This window comes from Corynebacterium meridianum (assembly GCF_016342265.1).
GTDB classification, from domain to species: Bacteria; Actinomycetota; Actinomycetes; order Mycobacteriales; family Mycobacteriaceae; genus Corynebacterium; species Corynebacterium meridianum.
Genome location: NZ_JAEIOS010000010.1, coordinates 47184 through 65658 on the forward strand (window position 1 = coordinate 47184; position 18475 = coordinate 65658).

Annotated in this window: 17 protein-coding genes and 1 riboswitch; of the genes, 13 read left to right on the top strand and 4 right to left on the bottom strand. The window is 67.4% G+C overall.

Features of this window, described 5'->3' with window-relative positions:
• Nucleotides 1–318 precede the first annotated feature (318 nt).
• Nucleotides 319–933: a TetR/AcrR family transcriptional regulator gene (locus tag JDV75_RS02575; protein ID WP_198737705.1), complete on the bottom strand. Its 615-nt coding sequence runs from the start codon at nucleotides 931–933 to the stop codon at nucleotides 319–321.
• Between the two features lie 329 nt (nucleotides 934–1262).
• Here JDV75_RS02575 and paaA point away from each other — a divergent pair, with 329 nt between their 5' ends.
• The 9 genes from paaA to JDV75_RS02620 all read left to right on the top strand — a co-directional run bounded on the left by paaA (nucleotide 1263) and on the right by JDV75_RS02620 (nucleotide 8900).
• Nucleotides 1263–2264 (top strand): 1,2-phenylacetyl-CoA epoxidase subunit PaaA, encoded by a 1002-nt coding sequence (gene paaA, locus JDV75_RS02580; RefSeq protein ID WP_198737706.1) that lies wholly within the window; start codon nucleotides 1263–1265, stop codon nucleotides 2262–2264.
• An 83-nt stretch (nucleotides 2265–2347) separates the two neighbouring features.
• On the top strand, nucleotides 2348–2638 hold the full coding sequence (gene paaB, locus JDV75_RS02585) for a 1,2-phenylacetyl-CoA epoxidase subunit PaaB (protein ID WP_198737707.1): 291 nt from the start codon (nucleotides 2348–2350) through the stop codon (nucleotides 2636–2638).
• A gap of 11 nt (nucleotides 2639–2649) precedes the next feature.
• Complete coding sequence (gene paaC, locus JDV75_RS02590; RefSeq protein ID WP_198737821.1) at nucleotides 2650–3462, top strand: 1,2-phenylacetyl-CoA epoxidase subunit PaaC; 813 nt, start codon at nucleotides 2650–2652, stop codon at nucleotides 3460–3462.
• 5 nt (nucleotides 3463–3467) lie between these two features.
• Nucleotides 3468–3995, top strand: coding sequence for a 1,2-phenylacetyl-CoA epoxidase subunit PaaD (gene paaD, locus JDV75_RS02595; RefSeq protein WP_198737708.1), 528 nt, complete (start codon nucleotides 3468–3470; stop codon nucleotides 3993–3995).
• 1 nt (nucleotide 3996) lies between these two features.
• Nucleotides 3997–5175, top strand: coding sequence for a 1,2-phenylacetyl-CoA epoxidase subunit PaaE (gene paaE, locus JDV75_RS02600; protein ID WP_198737709.1), 1179 nt, complete (start codon nucleotides 3997–3999; stop codon nucleotides 5173–5175).
• Between the two features lie 17 nt (nucleotides 5176–5192).
• Entirely contained in the window at nucleotides 5193–5975 is a 783-nt protein-coding gene (locus JDV75_RS02605) for an enoyl-CoA hydratase/isomerase family protein (protein WP_198737710.1), read from the top strand.
• A gap of 51 nt (nucleotides 5976–6026) precedes the next feature.
• Nucleotides 6027–7268, top strand: coding sequence for a thiolase family protein (locus JDV75_RS02610; protein WP_198737711.1), 1242 nt, complete (start codon nucleotides 6027–6029; stop codon nucleotides 7266–7268).
• The gene (locus tag JDV75_RS02615; protein WP_198737712.1) at nucleotides 7265–8023 is read left to right on the top strand and encodes an enoyl-CoA hydratase/isomerase family protein; all 759 of its coding nucleotides are present in this window, start codon (nucleotides 7265–7267) and stop codon (nucleotides 8021–8023) included. The genes JDV75_RS02610 and JDV75_RS02615 overlap by 4 nt, the downstream gene beginning before the upstream one ends.
• A gap of 16 nt (nucleotides 8024–8039) precedes the next feature.
• Entirely contained in the window at nucleotides 8040–8900 is an 861-nt protein-coding gene (locus JDV75_RS02620; RefSeq protein ID WP_198737713.1) for a 3-hydroxyacyl-CoA dehydrogenase family protein, read from the top strand.
• On the opposite strand, the gene JDV75_RS02625 is transcribed toward JDV75_RS02620, so the two are convergent.
• Nucleotides 8897–9250: a PaaI family thioesterase gene (locus tag JDV75_RS02625; protein WP_198737822.1), complete on the bottom strand. Its 354-nt coding sequence runs from the start codon at nucleotides 9248–9250 to the stop codon at nucleotides 8897–8899. The genes JDV75_RS02620 and JDV75_RS02625 overlap by 4 nt on opposite strands.
• Before the next feature lie 221 nt (nucleotides 9251–9471).
• Between JDV75_RS02625 and paaZ the strand changes: the two genes are divergently transcribed.
• A complete protein-coding gene (paaZ, locus tag JDV75_RS02630) occupies nucleotides 9472–11544 on the top strand; it encodes a phenylacetic acid degradation bifunctional protein PaaZ (protein WP_198737714.1) in 2073 nt (690 codons plus the stop codon).
• On the opposite strand, the gene JDV75_RS12095 is transcribed toward paaZ, so the two are convergent.
• Complete coding sequence (locus tag JDV75_RS12095; RefSeq protein WP_198737715.1) at nucleotides 11519–12151, bottom strand: MGMT family protein; 633 nt, start codon at nucleotides 12149–12151, stop codon at nucleotides 11519–11521. The two genes, paaZ and JDV75_RS12095, sit on opposite strands and share 26 nt — an antisense overlap.
• Nucleotides 12152–12269, top strand: a riboswitch (SAM riboswitch).
• A gap of 16 nt (nucleotides 12270–12285) precedes the next feature.
• Here JDV75_RS12095 and JDV75_RS02640 point away from each other — a divergent pair.
• The 3 genes from JDV75_RS02640 to JDV75_RS02650 all read left to right on the top strand — a co-directional run bounded on the left by JDV75_RS02640 (nucleotide 12286) and on the right by JDV75_RS02650 (nucleotide 17558).
• Nucleotides 12286–12690 (top strand): hypothetical protein, encoded by a 405-nt coding sequence (locus JDV75_RS02640; protein ID WP_198737716.1) that lies wholly within the window; start codon nucleotides 12286–12288, stop codon nucleotides 12688–12690.
• 421 nt (nucleotides 12691–13111) lie between these two features.
• Complete coding sequence (locus JDV75_RS02645; protein ID WP_198737717.1) at nucleotides 13112–14791, top strand: alpha-keto acid decarboxylase family protein; 1680 nt, start codon at nucleotides 13112–13114, stop codon at nucleotides 14789–14791.
• Between the two features lie 862 nt (nucleotides 14792–15653).
• Complete coding sequence (locus tag JDV75_RS02650) at nucleotides 15654–17558, top strand: protein-arginine deiminase family protein (RefSeq protein ID WP_198737718.1); 1905 nt, start codon at nucleotides 15654–15656, stop codon at nucleotides 17556–17558.
• Between the two features lie 160 nt (nucleotides 17559–17718).
• On the opposite strand, the gene JDV75_RS02655 is transcribed toward JDV75_RS02650, so the two are convergent.
• A complete protein-coding gene (locus tag JDV75_RS02655) occupies nucleotides 17719–18384 on the bottom strand; it encodes a hypothetical protein (protein WP_198737719.1) in 666 nt (221 codons plus the stop codon).
• Nucleotides 18385–18475 lie beyond the last annotated feature (91 nt).

Here is an 18475-nt window from a genome sequence, read left to right on the forward strand (position 1 = left end):
ACCGGTCGCGGAGTCGGCGGTGGTGGTGCGGGGGTGTGTCGGGTTCCGGGTCACCGCGGGTGTGGACCGTCGCTGACCCTATTTACCGACCAACTGGTCAGTTGGTGTGACCCACGATACATAGGTGGAGTGACCTAGGCCACCGAATCGCGGGAAATCTCTGGAACCTTCAGGAAACCACCCCCAACCGTCACCCGCCCCAGGATCCGAAAAACTCCGTCACGCTGGCGATATCCGGAGAGACGACATAAAGCTCTCCACCCCCACGCACGGCGAAGGAACGTACGCCCAGATGACACGGTTCGACGTCGGTAAAAATCAGGAACGGGGAACGAGCCCGCCGAACGCCATCTTTCCGGTGAGCGCGGCGAGCTCTTCCGCGGACAACTCGCCGTCCGGCCGGTACCACTCGACCAGGGAGTTGACCATGCCGAACAGCAGGCGGCCGACGGTGGCGGGATCGACGTCGGCCCGCAGATCCCCGTCAGCCTGCGCACCGGCCACCAGGCCGGCGACGATGCGCGTGTACTCCCGCCTCCGGTCCATCGCACTCCGCTCGACCTCGGAGTTCCCCCGGAGCCGGAGCAGCAGGGTGACGTACGGAGCCTCCGCACACAGCGCCAGGGTCGTGCCGCGGACGAGGAGACGCAGCCGCTCCATGTCACTGCCTTCCAGGGACCGAACGTCGTCGATCACACCACCGAGCGCACTCAGCGCGCGATCGAGAGCTTCGCGGAGCAGCTCCTCCTTCGAGGAAACATGGTGGTAGAGCGCGGACTTGGTCACACCGAGGCGGACGGCGAGGGCACCCATCGAGGTCGCCTCGTACCCGGCCGCGTTGAAAGCGTCGACGGCCGCCAGGAGGACATCCTCCCGCGCATACCCCGGCCGACCCCGACCCACCCCGGTTTCAGAAGCTCGACCCCGTCGCATCTCACCCATCCTCCACTGCCGCCATCGAATCACTCCGCCCCTGGTCAGGGTATTGAATCGGCGGGCGGATCACCACCGTCCCGGACACTCCGCAGTGAACCGACACCAACGGATGCTGCGGTAATGCTGAAACTGGGGGTAATGGGTGAGTCGCAGATCACATGGGCCATTGACACAGATCACACCGATTCATATACTGACCGAACGATCAGTTTATCTGTGATGAAACCGTCGGGCACCGGCACCAGCCACTTGACCGCCCCGCTCCCGCGGCGAACGCCGCACCGCCGCCCGCGCCCCACCGCGCGGGACTCCCCGAGGAGAACACCGTGACCACCCCAACAACCACCCGCTTCCCGACCACCGCCCCCGTCGCCGATGACGAGGGCCAGCGCCACTTCGACCGCGTCATCGCCGAGGATTCACGCATCGAACCCACCGACTGGATGCCGGACGGCTACCGGCGCACCCTCACCCGGCAGATCTCCCAGCACGCCCACTCCGAGATCATCGGCATGCAGCCCGAGGCCAACTGGATCACCCGCGCGCCCTCGCTCAAGCGGAAGGCCATCCTCATGGCGAAGGTGCAGGACGAGGCCGGTCACGGCCTCTACCTCTACTCCGCCGCGGAGACCCTCGGTACGAACCGCGACGAACTCGTCGACCAACTGCTCACCGGACGGGCCAAGTACTCGTCGATCTTCAACTACCCGGCACGGACCTGGGCCGACATCGGGGCCATCGGCTGGCTCGTCGACGGCGCGGCCATCTGCAACCAGGTCCCCCTCTGCCGCTGCTCCTACGGCCCCTACGCCCGGGCGATGATCCGGGTGTGCAAGGAGGAGTCCTTCCACCAGCGCCAGGGCTGGGAGATCCTCTACTCCCTGTCCCACGGCACCGCCGCCCAGAAACAGATGGCACAGGAGGCGATCAACCGCTTCTACGGTCCCGCGCTGCAGATGTTCGGGCCCCCGGACGAGGATTCCCCGAATTCCCAGCAGTCCATGTCCTGGAACATCAAGCGCTTCTCCAACGACGAGCTGCGCCAGCGGTTCGTCGACATGATCGTCCCCCAGGCCGAGGCACTCGGCCTCCACTTCGAGGACCCGGACCTGAAGTGGAACGAGGAGCGCGGCCACTACGACTTCGGCGAGCTCGACTGGACCGAGTTCAAGGCCGCCATCCGTGGTTCCGGCCCCTGCAACGTCCAGCGCCTGCAGCGCCGCCGCCAGGCATTCGACGACGGTGCCTGGGTCCGCGAGGCCGCCGCCGCCTACGCGGAGAAGACCGCCTCCCGCTCGACGCCGGAACGCGGCCTCCACGTCGCCTGAGATCACCGCCTGAGATCATCGCCACCGCCGGCAGCCACCGGCGAATCTGACCCCCAGCTCAGCCCACCCGAAAGAAGAACACCATGTCCGACTCAACTGTATGGCCCCTCTGGGAAGTCTTCATCCGGTCCTCCCGCGGGCTCTCCCACGTCCACGCGGGATCCCTGCACGCCCCGGACGCCACCATGGCACTGCGCAACGCGCGCGACCTCTACACCCGCCGCAACGAGGGCTCCAGCGTCTGGGTGGTCCCGGCCGACGCGATCACCGCGTCCGACCCGGACGCCAAGGGCGGGTTCTTCCAGTCCGCCCAGGGAAAGAACTACCGGCACGCCACCTACTACACGCGCAGTGAAGGGGTGAAGCACCTGTGAACACCCCGAACATGGAAACCGCCACCCACCACTGGATGGGTGACGCCATCACCGCCGAGGACATCCAGGCCTCCGGCGCGCAAGCCACCGACGCGGTCGCCCGTTACGCCCTGACCCTCGGCGATGACTCACTCATACTCGCCCAACGACTCGGCTGGTGGGTCTCGCGCGCCCCGGAGATGGAGGAGGACATCGCACTGACGAACATCGCCCTCGACCTCCTCGGACACGCCCGCTTCCTCCTGTCCTACGCCGGCACGGCCTGGGACAAAACGGAGGACGACCTCGCCTACTTCCGCAACGAGGAGGAGTTCCGCTCCTGCCGTCTCGTGGAGCAGGAGAACGGGGACTTCGCCCACACCATCGCCCGGCAGCTCCTCTTCTCCTACTACGCCTACGGCCTCTACACCCGCCTGCAGAACTCCACGGACGAGATGCTCTCCGCGATCGCGGAGAAGGCGATCAAGGAGGTCGAGTACCACGTGGATCATGCGAGCCAGTGGCTGCTCCGGCTCGGACACGGTACGGAGGAGTCGCACGAACGGATCCAGATGGGACTGAACTACATGTGGCCCTATCTCGACGAACTGTTCGAGGATCTCCCCGTCCACGCGGAACTCGAGGGCATCGCGGTGGCACCGTCGACACTGCGGCCCGAGTTCGACGAGCGGATCGCACACATCATCGGTGAGGCCGGACTCGAGGTCCCGACCTATCCGCAGGCCCGGTCCGGCCAGCGCTCCGGGCGGTACTCGGAGCACCGTGGCTTCATCCTCGCCGAGATGCAGTGGCTCGCCCGCCGGCACCCCGGCGCGACCTGGTGATCCCGGTGTCCACCACACACCCGGCACACCCACTGCGCCCGACCGATCCGTCAGCCGCGCACCTGTGGGACGTCGCGGCGACCATCCCCGACCCGGAGATCCCCGTGATCTCCATAGCGGATCTGGGAATCCTGCGCGGCGCCCGCTTTGACGGCGACACCCCCGTCATCGTGATCACGCCGACGTACTCGGGGTGCCCCGCGATGGGCACGATCACCGCGGACGTCACCGCCGTGGTCACCGACGCCGGCTACCCCACCCCACGCATCGAGACCGTGCTGCGACCGGCCTGGTCCACGGACTGGATCACCGAACTGGGCAAACAGCAGCTGCGGGAGTACGGCATCGCCCCTCCCGTGGCACGCGAGCGCAGCTCGGGTCCCATCCCGATCACCCTGACCCCCGCGATCCGGTGCCCGCACTGCGGATCAATGAACACCACAGAATCCAGCCACTTCGGTTCCACCTCGTGCAAGGCGCTCTACTCCTGCCGGGACTGTCGGGAGCCGTTCGACTACTTTAAGGGGCACTGACTTGTCCACGAGCACGACCGAAACCAGACGAAAGACGTCCTTCAACCCCCTGGAGGTCACGGAGGTCCGCCGCCTGACCGCGGACTCCGTCGAGGTCACGTTCACCGTGCCCGAGCACCTCGCCGACGACTACAACTACGTACCCGGCCAGTACGTCGCCCTGCGGGCGGACATCGACGGTCGGGAGGTCCGCCGCTCCTACTCCATCTGCGACATCCCGAACCGCGGGGTGATCCGAGTCGCGGTGAAGAAGACACCGGGCGGCGTGTTCTCCACCTGGGCCAACGAGGAACTTCAGCCGGGGACGACGATCGACGTCATGAACCCGCAGGGGGCGTTCACCTCCCGGGTCCACACCACCTCGATGAACAACCCGGCGGACATCGCGGAACGCGCCCGCGACACCGAGCGCACCACCGCGGGCGCCACCCACCTCGTCGCCGTCGCGGCCGGCTCCGGCATCACCCCGATCATGGCCATCGCGCAGACGGTGCTCGCCGCGACCGACGACGCCACCTTCGAACTCGTCTACGCCAACAAGGGCTCGGACGACGTGATGTTCGCCGAGGAACTCGGCGATCTCAAGGACCGCTACCCCACCCGCTTCGCGGTCCACCACGTGTTGTCCCGGGAGAGCCGCGTGAACCCGCTGTTCTCCGGGCGGATCGACGCCGGGAAGCTGGAGGTGCTGCTGGGCCGCGTGCTACAGCCGGAGCACGTCGACGAGTGGTTCCTGTGCGGCCCCTTCGAACTGGTGCAGCTCTGCCGGGACACCCTCACGGACACGGGTGTCGACGCCGCGAAGGTGCGGTTCGAACTGTTCACCACCGGGCAGTCCACCTCCGGGCCGCAGCCGGGTCAGACCGGTCGTGCCGTCGAGGCCGATCCCGACGGCGACAACTACGCCATCGAGTTCCGGCTGGACGGGTTGAGCGGGACCGTCGAGTCCCCGAAGTCGGCACGGGAGACGATCCTGAACGCGGCGCTGCGCAAGCGCCCCGATGTCCCGTTCGCGTGCGCCGGTGGTGTCTGCGGCACCTGCCGCGCGAAGGTCGTCGCGGGCGAGTACGAGATGGACGAGAACTTCGCCCTCGAGCCCGACGAGGTCGCGCGCGGTTACGTGCTGACCTGCCAGACCCGCCCCACCACGGATTCCATCACCGTCGACTACGACGCCTGACCCCGCGAGGACAACCAATGATCGAACTCGATTTCCACGCCGCCGGGGACGCCACCGTCGCCGTGGTCACCCTGAACAACCCGAAGGCGATGAACGCCCTCGACTCCGCGGCGGTCAGTGACCTCTCCGACGCCTACACCCGCGCCGCGGACGAGGGCGTACGCGCGCTCGTGCTCCGCGGGGAGGGCCGGGGGTTCTGCGCCGGCCGCAACATCGCCGGTGTCGACCCCGCCACCGACGACGCCACCGCCTACCTGGACGGGGAGGTCACGCCGCTGCTGAAGCAGATGTCCGCATTCCCCGCGCCGACGTTCACGGCGGTCCAGGGCGCGTGCCTCGGGGTCGGGCTGGGGCTCGCCCTGGCCACCGACATCGTCTACGTCGCCGGGAACGCGAAGATCGGTTCCCCCTTCGCGAACCTCGGCGCGACCCTCGACTCGGGCGGACACTGGCTGTTCGTCGAACGACTGGGGCCGCACCGCGCGATGGATCTCATCGTGACCGGTGACCTGATGAGCGGTGACGAGGCCGTCTCCTCCGGGCTGTTCTCCCGTTCGGTTCCCGCGGAGGAACTCGACTCCTTCACCCGCGCCGCCGCCGAGCGTGCCGCCACCGGCGCGACGCAGGCGTTCCTCGCGTCCCGCGAGCTGGTCCGCGCGATCCGCGACGAGCGGATCGGCCTCTGGGAGTCCGTCCACGCGGAGAACATCGCCCAGGGTGAGCTGTGCTCCTCCGCCGACTACGCCGAGGGATTCGCGGCGTTCAAGGAGAAACGGCGCCCCGTCTTCCACGGACGCTGATCCACCCCGCCCCAGTCACCGCACGACCAGCCCGCCTCTCCAGGAGAAACCATGACGACACCGCACCATGACGACGCCCCCGGCAACTCCGCGTTCATCGTCGCCGGAAAACGCACCCCCGTCGGCCGCTACGGCGGCGCCCTGTCCACCGTGCGCCCCGACGACCTCGCCGCCACCTGCCTCCGCGCAGTCATCGACGACACCGGCATTCCACCGGAAGCCGTCGACGAGGTGATCCTCGGCAACGCCAACGGCGCCGGCGAGGAGAACCGTAACGTCGCCCGCCTCGCGTGGCTGATCGCCGGCTACCCGGACACCGTGCCCGGAATCACCGTCAACCGACTCTGTGCCTCCGGAATGTCCGCCATCACCCTCGCCGCCACCATGATCCGCGCAGGCGACGCCGACATCGTCATCGCCGGCGGCGTCGAATCAATGTCCCGCGCCCCGTGGGTCATGGCGAAACCCGAAAAGCCGTTCGCCAAACCCGGGGAGATCACCGACACATCCATCGGGTGGCGGTTCACCAACCCGGTGCTCGCGGCACGGGACAAGGCGACGTTCTCCATGCCGGAGACCGCCGAGGAGGTCGCCCGGGTCTGCGGGATCAGCCGCGCCGACGCCGACGCGTTCGCCGCGCAGTCACAGCAGCGGGCCACAGCCGCCATCGAGGCGGGACACTTCGACGACGAGATCGTCCCCGTCGAGGTCACCGGGCGCAAGGGAGCGGTGACCGTGGTCGACACCGATGAGGGCCCGCGCCCGGGCACCACCACCGAGGTGCTCGCCCGGCTGAAGCCGGTCGTCGCCGGCGGCGAGGTCGTCACCGCGGGCAACAGTTCCTCGCTCAACGACGGCGCCTCCGCGGTGGTGGTGTGTTCCGAACGCGCCCTGAAACGCTTCGGCCTGACCCCGCGGGCCCGGGTCGTCGGCGGTGCGTCCGCCGGTGTCGCACCGGAGGTCATGGGTCTCGGCCCGGTCCCGGCGACCCGGAAACTCCTCGACCGCATCGGCTGGGGCATCGTGGATCTCGACGCCGTCGAGTTGAATGAGGCGTTCGCCACGCAGTCGCTGGCCTGCATCCGTGATCTCGGCCTGGACCCGGGGATCGTCAACACCTGGGGCGGGGCGATCGCGCTCGGTCACCCGCTCGGCTCCTCCGGGTCCAGGATCGCCATCACCCTGCTGAACCGGATGGAGCACGAGGGTGCCCGGCGCGGCCTGGCGACCATGTGCATCGGCGTCGGACAGGGCGCCGCCCTCGCTCTCGAACTGTGCGGGGAGGACCGATGACCTACTCCACCCTCGACGTCCGGCCCCGTGCCGACCGTCTCGTCGTGGCGATGAACCGCCCCGAGGTCCGCAACGCCATCGACGACCGGATGGTCGCCGAGCTGCACCAGCTGTGCGGGGAACTGGAACGCGAACCGAAGATCCTGATCCTCACGGGCACCCGGCTCGACGGGCGCGGGATCTTCGCCTCCGGCGCGGACATCGGGCAGCTGAAGGAGCGCTCCCGTGACGACGCCCTGCGGGGCATCAACTCGGCGATCTTCAATCGCATCGCCGCGCTCCCCATGCCGGTCATCGCCGCGTTGGACGGTTGGGCGCTGGGCGGGGGCGCGGAGCTCGCGCTCGCCGCCGATTTCCGGATCGCGACCCGGCACCTGAAGTTCGGGCAGCCGGAGACCGGTCTGGGCATCATCGCCGCCGCCGGTGGGCTGTGGCGGCTGAAGGAGATCGTCGGCCCCACCGTGGCCAAGGAGATCCTGCTCGCGGGCCGGATCCTGGACGCCGGGGAGGCACTGGACCTGCATCTGGTCAGCGAGGTCGTCGAGGACCCGGACGGGCTGATCGACGCGGCCGATGCGCTCGCCGACCGGATCGCGGAGCAGGATCCGCTGGCGGTCCGCCTGTCGAAGCAGCTGTTCGACATGCCGGCCTCGGCGCACCCCGCCATCGACAACATCACCCAGGCCATCTGTTTCGAATCCGAGCAGAAGCACGCCCGTATGCAGGCGTTCCTCGATCGCCGGAACAACAAGTAGTCAAAGGAACCCCTGAATGAACACCACACCACGTACCCCGAACCGCGTCGGCGTCCTCGGCGGCGGACGCATGGGCGCGGGAATCGCCCACGCCTTCCTCGCCGCAGGCAGCGACGTCACCGTCGTCGACATCAACGATTCCGCCGCCGAAGCCGCCCGGCAGCGGATCGAGAAGGCCGTGCACGGCTCCATCGAGCGCGGTGCCGAGGGACCGGCGTCGACGTGGCTCGACCGGTTGACGTGCGGCACCGATCACGCCGCCTTCACCGACTGCGACCTCGTCGTCGAGGCGGTCCCCGAGGATCCCGCCCTCAAGGCGGACGCCTTCGCCTCGATCCGGGCGCACGCCCCGGACGCGGTCATCGCGACGAACACCTCGTCGCTGTCCGTGACGGAGCTCGCCGGCGCCGTCGACGGCTCCGGCAACGTCATCGGCCTGCACTTCTTCAACCCGGTCCCGGCGTCGAAGCTCGTCGAGATCGTCGTCGCGGACACGACCGACGATGAACTGGTGGACACCGCCCGCGGGTGGGTCGAGGCCCTGGGCAAGACCCCCGTCGTGGTCCGGGACTCCCCCGGGTTCGCGTCCTCGCGCCTCGGTGTCGCCATCGCGCTCGAGGCGATCCGGATGGTCGAGGAGGGCGTCGCCAGTCCCCGCGACATCGACGCCGCCATGGTGCTGGGCTACAGGTTCCCGGTCGGGCCGCTGGAGCTGACCGACATAGTCGGCCTGGATGTGCGCCTCGGGATCGCGGAGTACCTGCACTCCACGCTCGGGGACCGCTTCTCACCGCCGCAGCTGCTGCGGGACATGGTCGCCCGCGGCGAGTACGGGCGGAAGTCCGGTAAGGGCTTCTACGACTACTCCGGAAGCTAGCCGCGGGGTTCGATGATTGCGTTGGTCACCCGGATGGTAGAGAGCCGTTTGCCCTCGTCGTTGAGCACCACCACCTCGTAGGTGGCCAGGGTCCGGCCCAACCTGATCGCGGTCGCCGTCGCGGTGGCGTAGCCGCTGACACCGGAGCGGTGGTGCGTGGCGTTGATGTCCACGCCCACGGCGGCCCTGCCGAAGGAGGAGGCGTAGATCAGCGCGCCCCATCCGGCCGCCGCCTCCCCCAGGGCGATCATCGCACCGCCGTGGAGGACCCCGTGGGACTGCCGGTTCCCGTCGATCGGGATCCGGGCGACGACCTTCTCGGCGGACTGTTCCAGCACCTCGATACCCATCTTCCGGTCGAACTCGCCCCGCTCAATGGTCCAGATCTCGTACTGCTCGCTCACCAGGTTCTCCTTCAGTTCAGGTGAATCCGGGTCGCGATCCGAACCGGATTGAATGTGATGCACGTTATACTCTAGCCATAAATACCCGACCGTTTGGTCAGTTATTCCGACGTTGTCCCGAGACCGCCCCCGTCACACCCCACCAGCCCGTCAACGAAAGGCCACCCATGTCCCCCACAACACCGCCCCTCGTCCCCAGCTACCTCAACGGCGGGTGGGTGACCCCGGAGAACCCCGCCACCGTACTCACCGCCACGGACCCCTCGACCGGCCGGCCCGTCGCACGCGTCAGCGCGGACGGACTCGACATCGCCGCCGCCGTCGAGTTCGCACGCACCACCGGCCAGCGGAGCCTGCAGCAGCTCACCATCCACGAGCGCGCCCTGAGAATCAAGCAGCTCGCGCTCCACCTCGACGAGCACAAGGCCGAACTGTACGAACTGTCGACCCGCACGGGCGCCACGAAACGGGACAACGGCATCGACATCGACGGCGGCATCGGCACGATGTTCGTCTACTCCTCGAAGTCCCGGCGCGAACTGCCCAACTCGACGGTGATCATCGACGGCCCCACCGAGCAGCTCTCCCGCGACGGGTCCTTCATCGGCGGACACATCTACACCTCCATCCCGGGCGTGGCCGTGCAGATCAACGCCTTCAACTTCCCCGTCTGGGGCATGCTCGAGAAGTTCGCACCCGCATTCATCGCCGGTGTCCCGACGATCGTGAAGCCTGCACCGCAGACCGGCTACGTCACCGAGCGCTGCGTCCGCCTCATGGTGGACTCCGGCCTCCTGCCCGACGGATCCCTGCAGCTGGTCTCCGGCGGGAGCGTCGACCTCCCGGAACACCTGGACTACCGTGACCACCTGGCATTCACCGGCTCCGCCCGGACGGCGAACATCCTGCGTTCCCACGACGCGGTCCTGCACGGCGGGGTCCGGTTCACCGCCGAGGCGGACTCCCTCAACGCAGCGGTCCTCGGGCCCGACGTCACCCCGGACTCCCCCGAGTTCACCGCCTACATCCGCTGCCTGTTCGGGGAGCTCGTCGCCAAGGCCGGCCAGAAGTGCACCGCCGTCCGCCGTGCCATCGTGCCCGCCCCGCTCGTCGGCGTCGTCGCCGACGCACTCGGCGCGATGATCGCCGAGAAGGTCACCGTCGGCGCGCCGGACGCGGAGGGCACCACCATGGGACCGCTGGTCTCCGCGGAACAGTGCGACGCCGTCACCGGCGCCCTGTGCGATCTGATCGCGGCAGGTGCAACGGTCCACACCGGTGGCCCGCAGACCGCGGACGGCGCGTTCCTCGAACCGACGATCCTCACGTTCGATCCCGCGACCGCAGCCGATCCCCAGGCCGCGGTCCACTCGACCGAGGCGTTCGGCCCAGTGGTCTCCATCCTGGGGTACGACACCCTCGACGACGCGGTGAAACTGACCACCTACGGCCGGGGATCGCTGGTGGCCACCCTGTGCGCCCACGAATCCGACACCGTCCGCGACTTCACCCGCGGCATCGCCGCCCACCACGGACGCGTGCACCTGCTCGACCGGGACGACGCCCGCACCTCCACCGGCCACGGCTCCCCCATGCCGCACCTCGTGCACGGCGGACCGGGCCGGGCCGGCGGCGGTGAGGAACTGGGCGGCGTGCGCGGCGTGAAGCACTACATGCAGCGCAGCGCCATCCAGGGCACCCCGAACCATCTCACCGCCGTCACGGGCGTGTGGCACACGGGTGCCGATGTCCGGCGGGTGACCCGCGCGGACGTGGACAACGGGACCGGCATCCACCCGTTCCGCAAGTCCCTCGCGGAGGTCCGCGTCGGTGACCAGTTCGCCTCCGAACTGCGCACCGTCACGCTGGACGACATCACCGCCTTCGCGGAGGAGACCGGTGACAAGTTCTACGCCCACACCGACGAGGAGGCCGCGACGGCCAACCCGTTCTTCCCCCGGCGCGTCGCCCACGGCTACCTGCTGGTCAGCTGGGCCGCCGGACTGTTCGTCGACGCCGCACCGGGCCCGGTCCTGGCGAACTACGGCCTGGAGAACCTCCGGTTCCTCACCCCGGTGACCTACGACGACTCGATCCGAGTGGAGCTGACCGCCAAGCGGATCACGCCGCGGGTCACCGACGATTACGGCGAGGTCTGCTGGGACGCCGTGCTGTACAACCAGAACGACGAGATCGTGGCCACCTACGACGTCCTCACACTCGTGGCGAAGGAGCGCTGATCAGCGCGCGCAGTTCGTCGACCTCCATCCGGCAGATCCGCGCCGCCCGACCCGCACCCGTGAACACCACGCCCTCCGCAGCGAGGAGGGAACGCGGATCCCGGTCGTCACCGTCATCCGCCCACCGGAACCCCTCCGACACCGTTCCGTCGGCCCGGAGGATCCGGTGGGCGCCCGTGAAACCGGAACCGGTGGCGAGCATGGTCCCGACCGCCCTGGCGCCCGTCCCGATCGCGGCGGCGACATCACCGTAGGACGCCCACATCCCCTCCGGGATCGATGCCGACGCCCGGCGCAGGCGTCGCAGCAGCGGCGGTTCCACACAAGCATTCGCGCAAGCCTCGCCCACACCGGGGCCACGCCCTCCCGATCCCTCCGCCCGTCCGTCACGGCGCGCGGAATCGCCGACCTCACCGGGGTCCCGGTCATCGACCAGCTCCCCCTCATCCGGTGTCGATCCGGAACCCGCGCGTCGTACGGCACCCATGTGTGGACACTCCCCGTCGATGGTCACTGGATCTCCGAGTCTAGGGGTGCCCCCGACGACAGGGGCACCCGCCAGCCTGCGGAGAACACGGGCGACGGTGCCGCTGCTATTCTGGGTCACGATCAAGAAGCTCGACGTACAAGACCCCCGGCTCGTCGACTGGCAACCGCGTATCGCGCACGGTGCCCCCGGAGGAAGATCCGCCACAGGACAATTCCGTCCTGCGGAAGAACGCGACAATCCCAGGAGTTCACATGAGTGGGTACACGAATCCCGAACACCGGAACATCACCGGAACCCCGGACTATCTGCCGGAGCTGGGGGCGACAGCGCTGCCCTCCGGTTGCCAGAACTACGGCACCGGACACGCGGTGCACTGGATCCGGATGAGCCACGCCGCGCGTGGCGGGTGGGTACCCGCGGACATCGGCGACGTGGACGGGCACTTCATCACCTTCACCCACGGCGACACCACGATCCGGCGCTGGAACCACGACGCGGACCGTCTCCGCGCCGTCGCCGACCTGGTCCTGCTCGAATCCGACGCCGACATCCGGTGGTCGGACCGATACAACATCCTCCAGGTCACCATCGGCGACAGGGCCTGGCTGTTCGGTCTCGAGGAGGGATCCGGAACCCCCTGCAGCTACGCCAGCTGACCCTGCGGCCCCGGCCCACGGGTCGATGGGTGGCAGGTGTGATTCGGGGGTCGTGGTCCGCCCCGGGCTTCGCCCGTACCCCCGTGCGGGACCCGGTTCCGACACCTGTGGCGGCCACGGCGGAACCCGGGACAGAGAGATCTCCGTGGTGCCTGCACGATCAATCACCGTCCCCCATGAAAATCCGAAGTGCCGTACTCCCTGGCACCCACGAGGGAACGGGGGCCAGTGGGGGTACTTCTGAACAGGTGCGATCACAACCTCTCGGGGCCGGGCATCGCAAACCGGGCACGACCCGTAATCTGGAAAAGTGATGCGTGCCACTTAGGTGGATATGTACCCATGCACAAACGGTGCGGTCCAAAAGCGCCGTCACCCTGCCAGAGAACCACTCCTACCCACCTTCAGATGGAGAGCACCAATGAGCCAATCCGGCAACAGCAACTACACCGTCTCGGACTACCTGTTCGACCGGATCGCGGAGATCGGGATCAACCACGTCTTCGGCGTCCCCGGTGACTTCAACCTCAAGTTCCTGGACACCGTCACCGCACACGACCGCCTGACGTGGGTCGGCAACTGCAACGAGCTGAACGCCGGATACTGCGCCGACGGCTACGCGCGTCTCAAGGGTGCCGCGGCGATGGTCACAACCTTCGGGGTGGGCGAACTCTCCGCGATCAACGCCACCGGCGGCTCCTACGCCGAGTACGTCCCGGTCCTCCACATCGTCGGGGCACCGGTCACGGACATCCTCACCTCCCGGAAGAAGATCCACCACAGCCTCGGTGACGGTGTGTTCACCCACTTCTACGAGATGGCCGGGCACGTGAACTGCGCCCAGTCCTGGCTCACGCCATCCAACGCCACCAGTGAGATCGACCGCGTGATCACCGAGATGCTCGCCCAGCGCCGTCCGGCATACCTCGTGCTCTCCCCCGACGTCGCCGCCGCCGAGGTCTACCCCTCGGACGTGCCCCTGGAGATTGATCACGCCCGCAGGCAGTCCTCCAGCGCCGCACTCAAGGCCTTCGAACGGGCCGCCACCGAATTCCTGGACGGCCACTCCGCCACCGTGCTCGGCGACCTCCTGGTCCACCGCGTCGGCTGCATCGGGAACTTCGACCGGATGATCAACGTAAACAACCTCCCCTACGCCACGCTCACCTGGGGTAAGACCCTCGTCGACGAGCGCAGTGACCGCTTCGCCGGCATCTACCTCGGTGCGGCCTCCGCCCCCCGTACCAGGGACGCGGTGGAGAACGCCGAGCGCCTGATCACCATCGGCGTCGAGTTCACCGACTCCACCACCGCCGGGTTCTCCATGAACCTCGGAGTCGACCGGGTCCTGGACATCTCCCCGACACAGTCCGTCATCGGCGGCCGCACCTTCGCACCACTCCAGATGGGCGACGCGATCGACGCGCTCGCCCGTGTCCTCGCCGAGGTCGACGTCACACCGTACGAGCTGAAGGCACACCACACTCCCGCGGAGGCCCAGCCGGATCCCGACGAGCCGTTGACCCAGAATGTGCTGTGGTCGAAGGTCTCGGAGTGGCTGCCCGAGGATTCCCTCGTCATCGCGGACCAGGGCACCAGTTTCTTCGGCATGGCCGACAGTCCACTGCCCTTCGGCGTCAGCTTCATCGGCCAGTCACTGTGGGCCTCCATCGGCTACTCCATCCCAGCGGCCCTGGGCGCCGGAATGGCGAATCCCGACCGGCGCATGGTCGTCCTCGTCGGCGACGGCTCGGCCCAGCTGACCGTGCAGGAGATCGCAACCATGTTCCGCGAGGGCATCAACCCGCTGATCATCCTGGTGAACAACTCCGGTTACACCATCGAACGTGCCATCCACGGGGCCGACGAGGTCTACAACGACATCACCCCGTTCAACTGGCAGGACATCCCCCGCGCCTTCGGCGGCAGCGATGACAACTGCCTGGTCCTCGACGCACCGACCCCGGCGACCCTCGACGCGGCCCTGGAACAGGCCGATCGGAACCGCGACAAGCTCGTGATGATCGAGGTGCACACCGACCGCGACGACTACCCGCAGATGATGCGCAGCTTCACGGAAACGCTGGGTAGGAAGGGCTAGCCCGGATGCGATTCCCGGCCCCGATCATGGGGCCAGGCCAGCGGCCCGGGGCCGGCCGACAGTGCACGGTGCACGTGGACGGCCCCCGAACCGCCGCTGTCTCAGACCCGACGCGAGACCGTTTTCCCGGCGTCTCGGGCACGTACACCTCTACGGAGCGTGTCCGCTGATCCCCACCCCAGGAGAGAACTCGTCCTGCTCATTTACACTGACGGTCGGGAATCCCATGTTTCCCCGCTACGGTGGCGTGACCGCTTTCCGCCGACAATCTCCTCCCCGCCACGGGACAGCTGTGTCCAGTGGCTATTCTGACAGAGGAGACAACATGAACACCACACCGGATCAAAACACCTACAGCACACCGGATTCACTTCCGGGATTTCCGGGAATACCCTCGTCCTTCCACTGCAGGGTCCACCGCAAAGCTCACCTGCACTACATCCCGCTGTTTTCCCCACGCTTGAGATCTGGGAACCGGCACGGATCACCGGTGTTGAAGGGCACTATCTGACTTTCAGCTACCTCGACACGACCGAACGGCGTTGGACCCATAACGCGGACCATCTGCAGGCGGTCGCGGACATCGCGTCCCTGGAACCCGAAGCGATGACGCTGTGGTCCCCCGGACGTCGCATCCTCAAAGTCTCCGTCGGGGATGTGGGTTTCCTCATCGATCTGTTCCAGGGGCGGGCACAGAACTGCCGTTTCGGGAAGGCGTCGTAGGAGTCCTCACCCCCGATAATCCGGAATCCACCGGTCTGCCAGTGGATTCCCAGTTTCCGTCCATTCCCCACCACAGTTGCTTAATGAAAAATCTTCGCAGTAGTCTAGGTTCACCACTACTAATGGAAAGGTTTTTCACTTGAATCTACGCCGATTCCGGGCCGGCACCACCCTCGCCGCGCTCGCCTGCTCCTCCCTCGCGCTCACCGCGTGCAACCCGGTCGACTACATCAACTCGGTCACCACCGTCACCGGCTCCAGCAACCTCTCCTCCGAATGGAAGGCACTCGCCGACCGTCTGACCTCAGGATTCAGCTCGGAAGGCTCCTCGATCACGCCGAAGCCCACACCGACGGCCCCACCGCTGGCCACGATCGTCGGTGACACGAACCGCGACGGGCACGTCACCGACACCGACCTCGACGACCGGGACCGCGCCGACCTCGAGGCCGGGGCGATCTTCCTCGCGAATCTCGACGACGACGCCGCACGATGCGCGTACAAGGCCGGGACACCACGCGCCGAACTCGCCGCCTGCAACGATGCCGCGGATGAGGTGGTCAACGGTGACGAGGACGCGCTCGATCTCGCCCGCCTGCAGGTGAAGGCAGCGGCGGAACTCACCGACGCCGCAACCGCGTCCCTCGACTACGACACCGACCGCGCCCGCGTCTTCCTGCTGCAGGACGGAACCTGGACACCGGTGACGGCGTCAACGACGCTGACCGCCCCGCAACTGCGCACCGGCGTCACCCTCGGAGTGGAGGGGCTGGACGTGATGCGGGACCGCACCGCGTGGGACGGTCGCCTCACCGTCACACTCACCACGACAGACGACGGTTCGTCCACCGTGGACCGCGTCCAGCTGCAGCAGGCACCACTGCGGGGGCACGACCACACCGAGAACCTGCAGACGGTGCTCACCCTGGATGACTCCTTCAAGAACGCCGCCCCCTTCAATGCCCGACTCGAGAAAGCCCTCGGCGATGTGGAGCTGCGCAAACTCCCCGGCATGGACGTCCAGTGGATCCAGGACGGTAGCGAGGTCTTCCACACCTCCATGCCCGGTGAGAACGGCCCGCACCACATGCGGATGGTGATGCGCGTCGACCAGGCCGAGGACGGCCAGAACGCCATGTACCAGCTCCGTGGCCGGGACATCGGCGTCGCGGAGATCAACGTGAAGCCCGGAACGTCCGACCCGAGTGCTGGCGGCAACCTCGAGTTCCTGCCGCCGACACCAGCTCATCCGAACGGCCGGGCGATCATCGGAGTTCGACAGAACCCGGATCTAGTCGCCGAGGACCACGGTCACGCACACGGTACCGACGCCCACCATGACCATGACCACGGACCAGTGGACCCGAACTCCCCAACCGCGGAACAGCTCGCTTTCCTGGCGGCTCAGGGCTACGACGATCCCCTGATCCTGGACACCAGTCACCTGGCCGTCGGGCACATCGATGAGATCGTCCACGTCCTGCCCGCCGACAACGCGGCCGGCTTCAAACTGCTGGTCGCGGATCCGGGCCTCGGGAAGAAGATGCTCGCCGACCTCATCGCCGAAGGACACGGTGACGTCCAGCTGGTCAACTACCCGAACAGCACCACCACACTCACGGAGGCCACCGACGAGATGATGCAGCGCCAGCACGCCGTCGCCATCGAGGTGAGTGACCGGAACATCGCGACCCTGAAGGCGGAGACCGGCCTGGGCGAGCAGGACATCATCCGCTACCCGGCCTGGTACCGGATGGACCTCCACGACGCCTACGACACGACGAAGATCTACCCCATGGCGTCGTTCAACCCGAACGCCGTCAACGGCATCCTCCGCGACCGGCAGACGTACCTCGCGCCGAAGACGTTCGGTCCGGACATCAACGGCACCGATGTCTTCGCCGATCACCTGAAGAAGGAGATGTCCAAGGCGGGGTACGAGGTCATCTTCGTCGATGACTACGACTACCTCCACCGCGGCACCGGGGAAATCCACTGCGGGACGAACCAGTTCCGCTCGATGACCCCCTGGTACAAGCACTAGCCACCGATGACGGGGCCCGGACGGGTTGATCCGCCGGGTCCCGTTCCGCTGCCTGCAGGCGGGTACCGTTGACCGCGACGACACCCGGAGCAGGATGAATGAATGACAGCGGGCGGGCCGGATCCACGATACGGATCCGGCCCGCCCCCGTTGTCCCGATCTAGCTGGAGAAGGACCCTCCGGTGATCTTGTTCAGGAAGGCACGCACGGCGTCGAGGATCTTGGCGATGACCCCGAGGACACCCCGGTCCTTCGGCTTTTCCGGGGCATCCTCCACCGGCTTGTCACCGGTGTCGGTGTCGTCGTCTGCGACGGGTGCACCGGTGTTCAGGTTGATCGCGGGAATCGTCTCCGCGGTGGTCCACTCGTACTCACCCTTGACGTTGTTCATGCCGTAGAGGACCCGGAACCTGGGGGTCTCCTCGTTGGTGTGTCCCGCGGCGGCGTCCGCGTCGGTGACGTTGGTGTACTGCTCGCAGTGGGCGATCGTGCCCGGCGCGAAGGGAACGGCACCGTCGATGCATCGGACGAGCATCTCCTGTCCCACCGCATCGTTGTAGCGTTTCCCTTCGGCGTTGTAACCGGGGCCCAGTGACTTGACCCAGACGTTGGAGTCGTTGGTGACCGTCCATGTGACCTTCAGCACCTTGCCGTAGCTGGAATCCTCCGGGATGTACTCGACGTCCGGGTGTGTGAATGTGACGGCACCGGCGCGCTCGCGGGTCTGGCCGTCATGGTCGACGATGGTTCCGGCGTTCGCCACGCCTGCACCGATGATGACGCACGCTCCTGCGGTTACCGCGGCGGTACGCAGAGTTCTTCTCATGGGGTCTCCTGAAGAGGTCGTGTGGATGGGTTGCTTCATCATAGTTCTTATTGCAATCCGTTTTCAATTATGGGTCAGGGCGCTCCAGCCG

Bases quoted from the DNA above. Each gene is read 5' to 3' on its own strand.
- JDV75_RS02575 (WP_198737705.1), bottom strand. From the start codon at position 933: ATGCGACGGGGTCGAGCTTCTGAAACCGGGGTGGGTCGGGGTCGGCCG.
- paaB (WP_198737707.1), top strand. From the start codon at position 2,348: ATGTCCGACTCAACTGTATGGCCCCTCTGGGAAGTCTTCATCCGGTCC.
- paaC (WP_198737821.1), top strand. From the start codon at position 2,650: ATGGAAACCGCCACCCACCACTGGATGGGTGACGCCATCACCGCCGAG.
- JDV75_RS02605 (WP_198737710.1), top strand. From the start codon at position 5,193: ATGATCGAACTCGATTTCCACGCCGCCGGGGACGCCACCGTCGCCGTG.
- JDV75_RS02610 (WP_198737711.1), top strand. From the start codon at position 6,027: ATGACGACACCGCACCATGACGACGCCCCCGGCAACTCCGCGTTCATC.
- JDV75_RS02615 (WP_198737712.1), top strand. From the start codon at position 7,265: ATGACCTACTCCACCCTCGACGTCCGGCCCCGTGCCGACCGTCTCGTC.
- JDV75_RS02620 (WP_198737713.1), top strand. From the start codon at position 8,040: ATGAACACCACACCACGTACCCCGAACCGCGTCGGCGTCCTCGGCGGC.
- JDV75_RS02625 (WP_198737822.1), bottom strand. From the start codon at position 9,250: ATGGGTATCGAGGTGCTGGAACAGTCCGCCGAGAAGGTCGTCGCCCGG.
- paaZ (WP_198737714.1), top strand. From the start codon at position 9,472: ATGTCCCCCACAACACCGCCCCTCGTCCCCAGCTACCTCAACGGCGGG.
- JDV75_RS02640 (WP_198737716.1), top strand. From the start codon at position 12,286: ATGAGTGGGTACACGAATCCCGAACACCGGAACATCACCGGAACCCCG.
- JDV75_RS02645 (WP_198737717.1), top strand. From the start codon at position 13,112: ATGAGCCAATCCGGCAACAGCAACTACACCGTCTCGGACTACCTGTTC.
- JDV75_RS02655 (WP_198737719.1), bottom strand. From the start codon at position 18,384: ATGAGAAGAACTCTGCGTACCGCCGCGGTAACCGCAGGAGCGTGCGTC.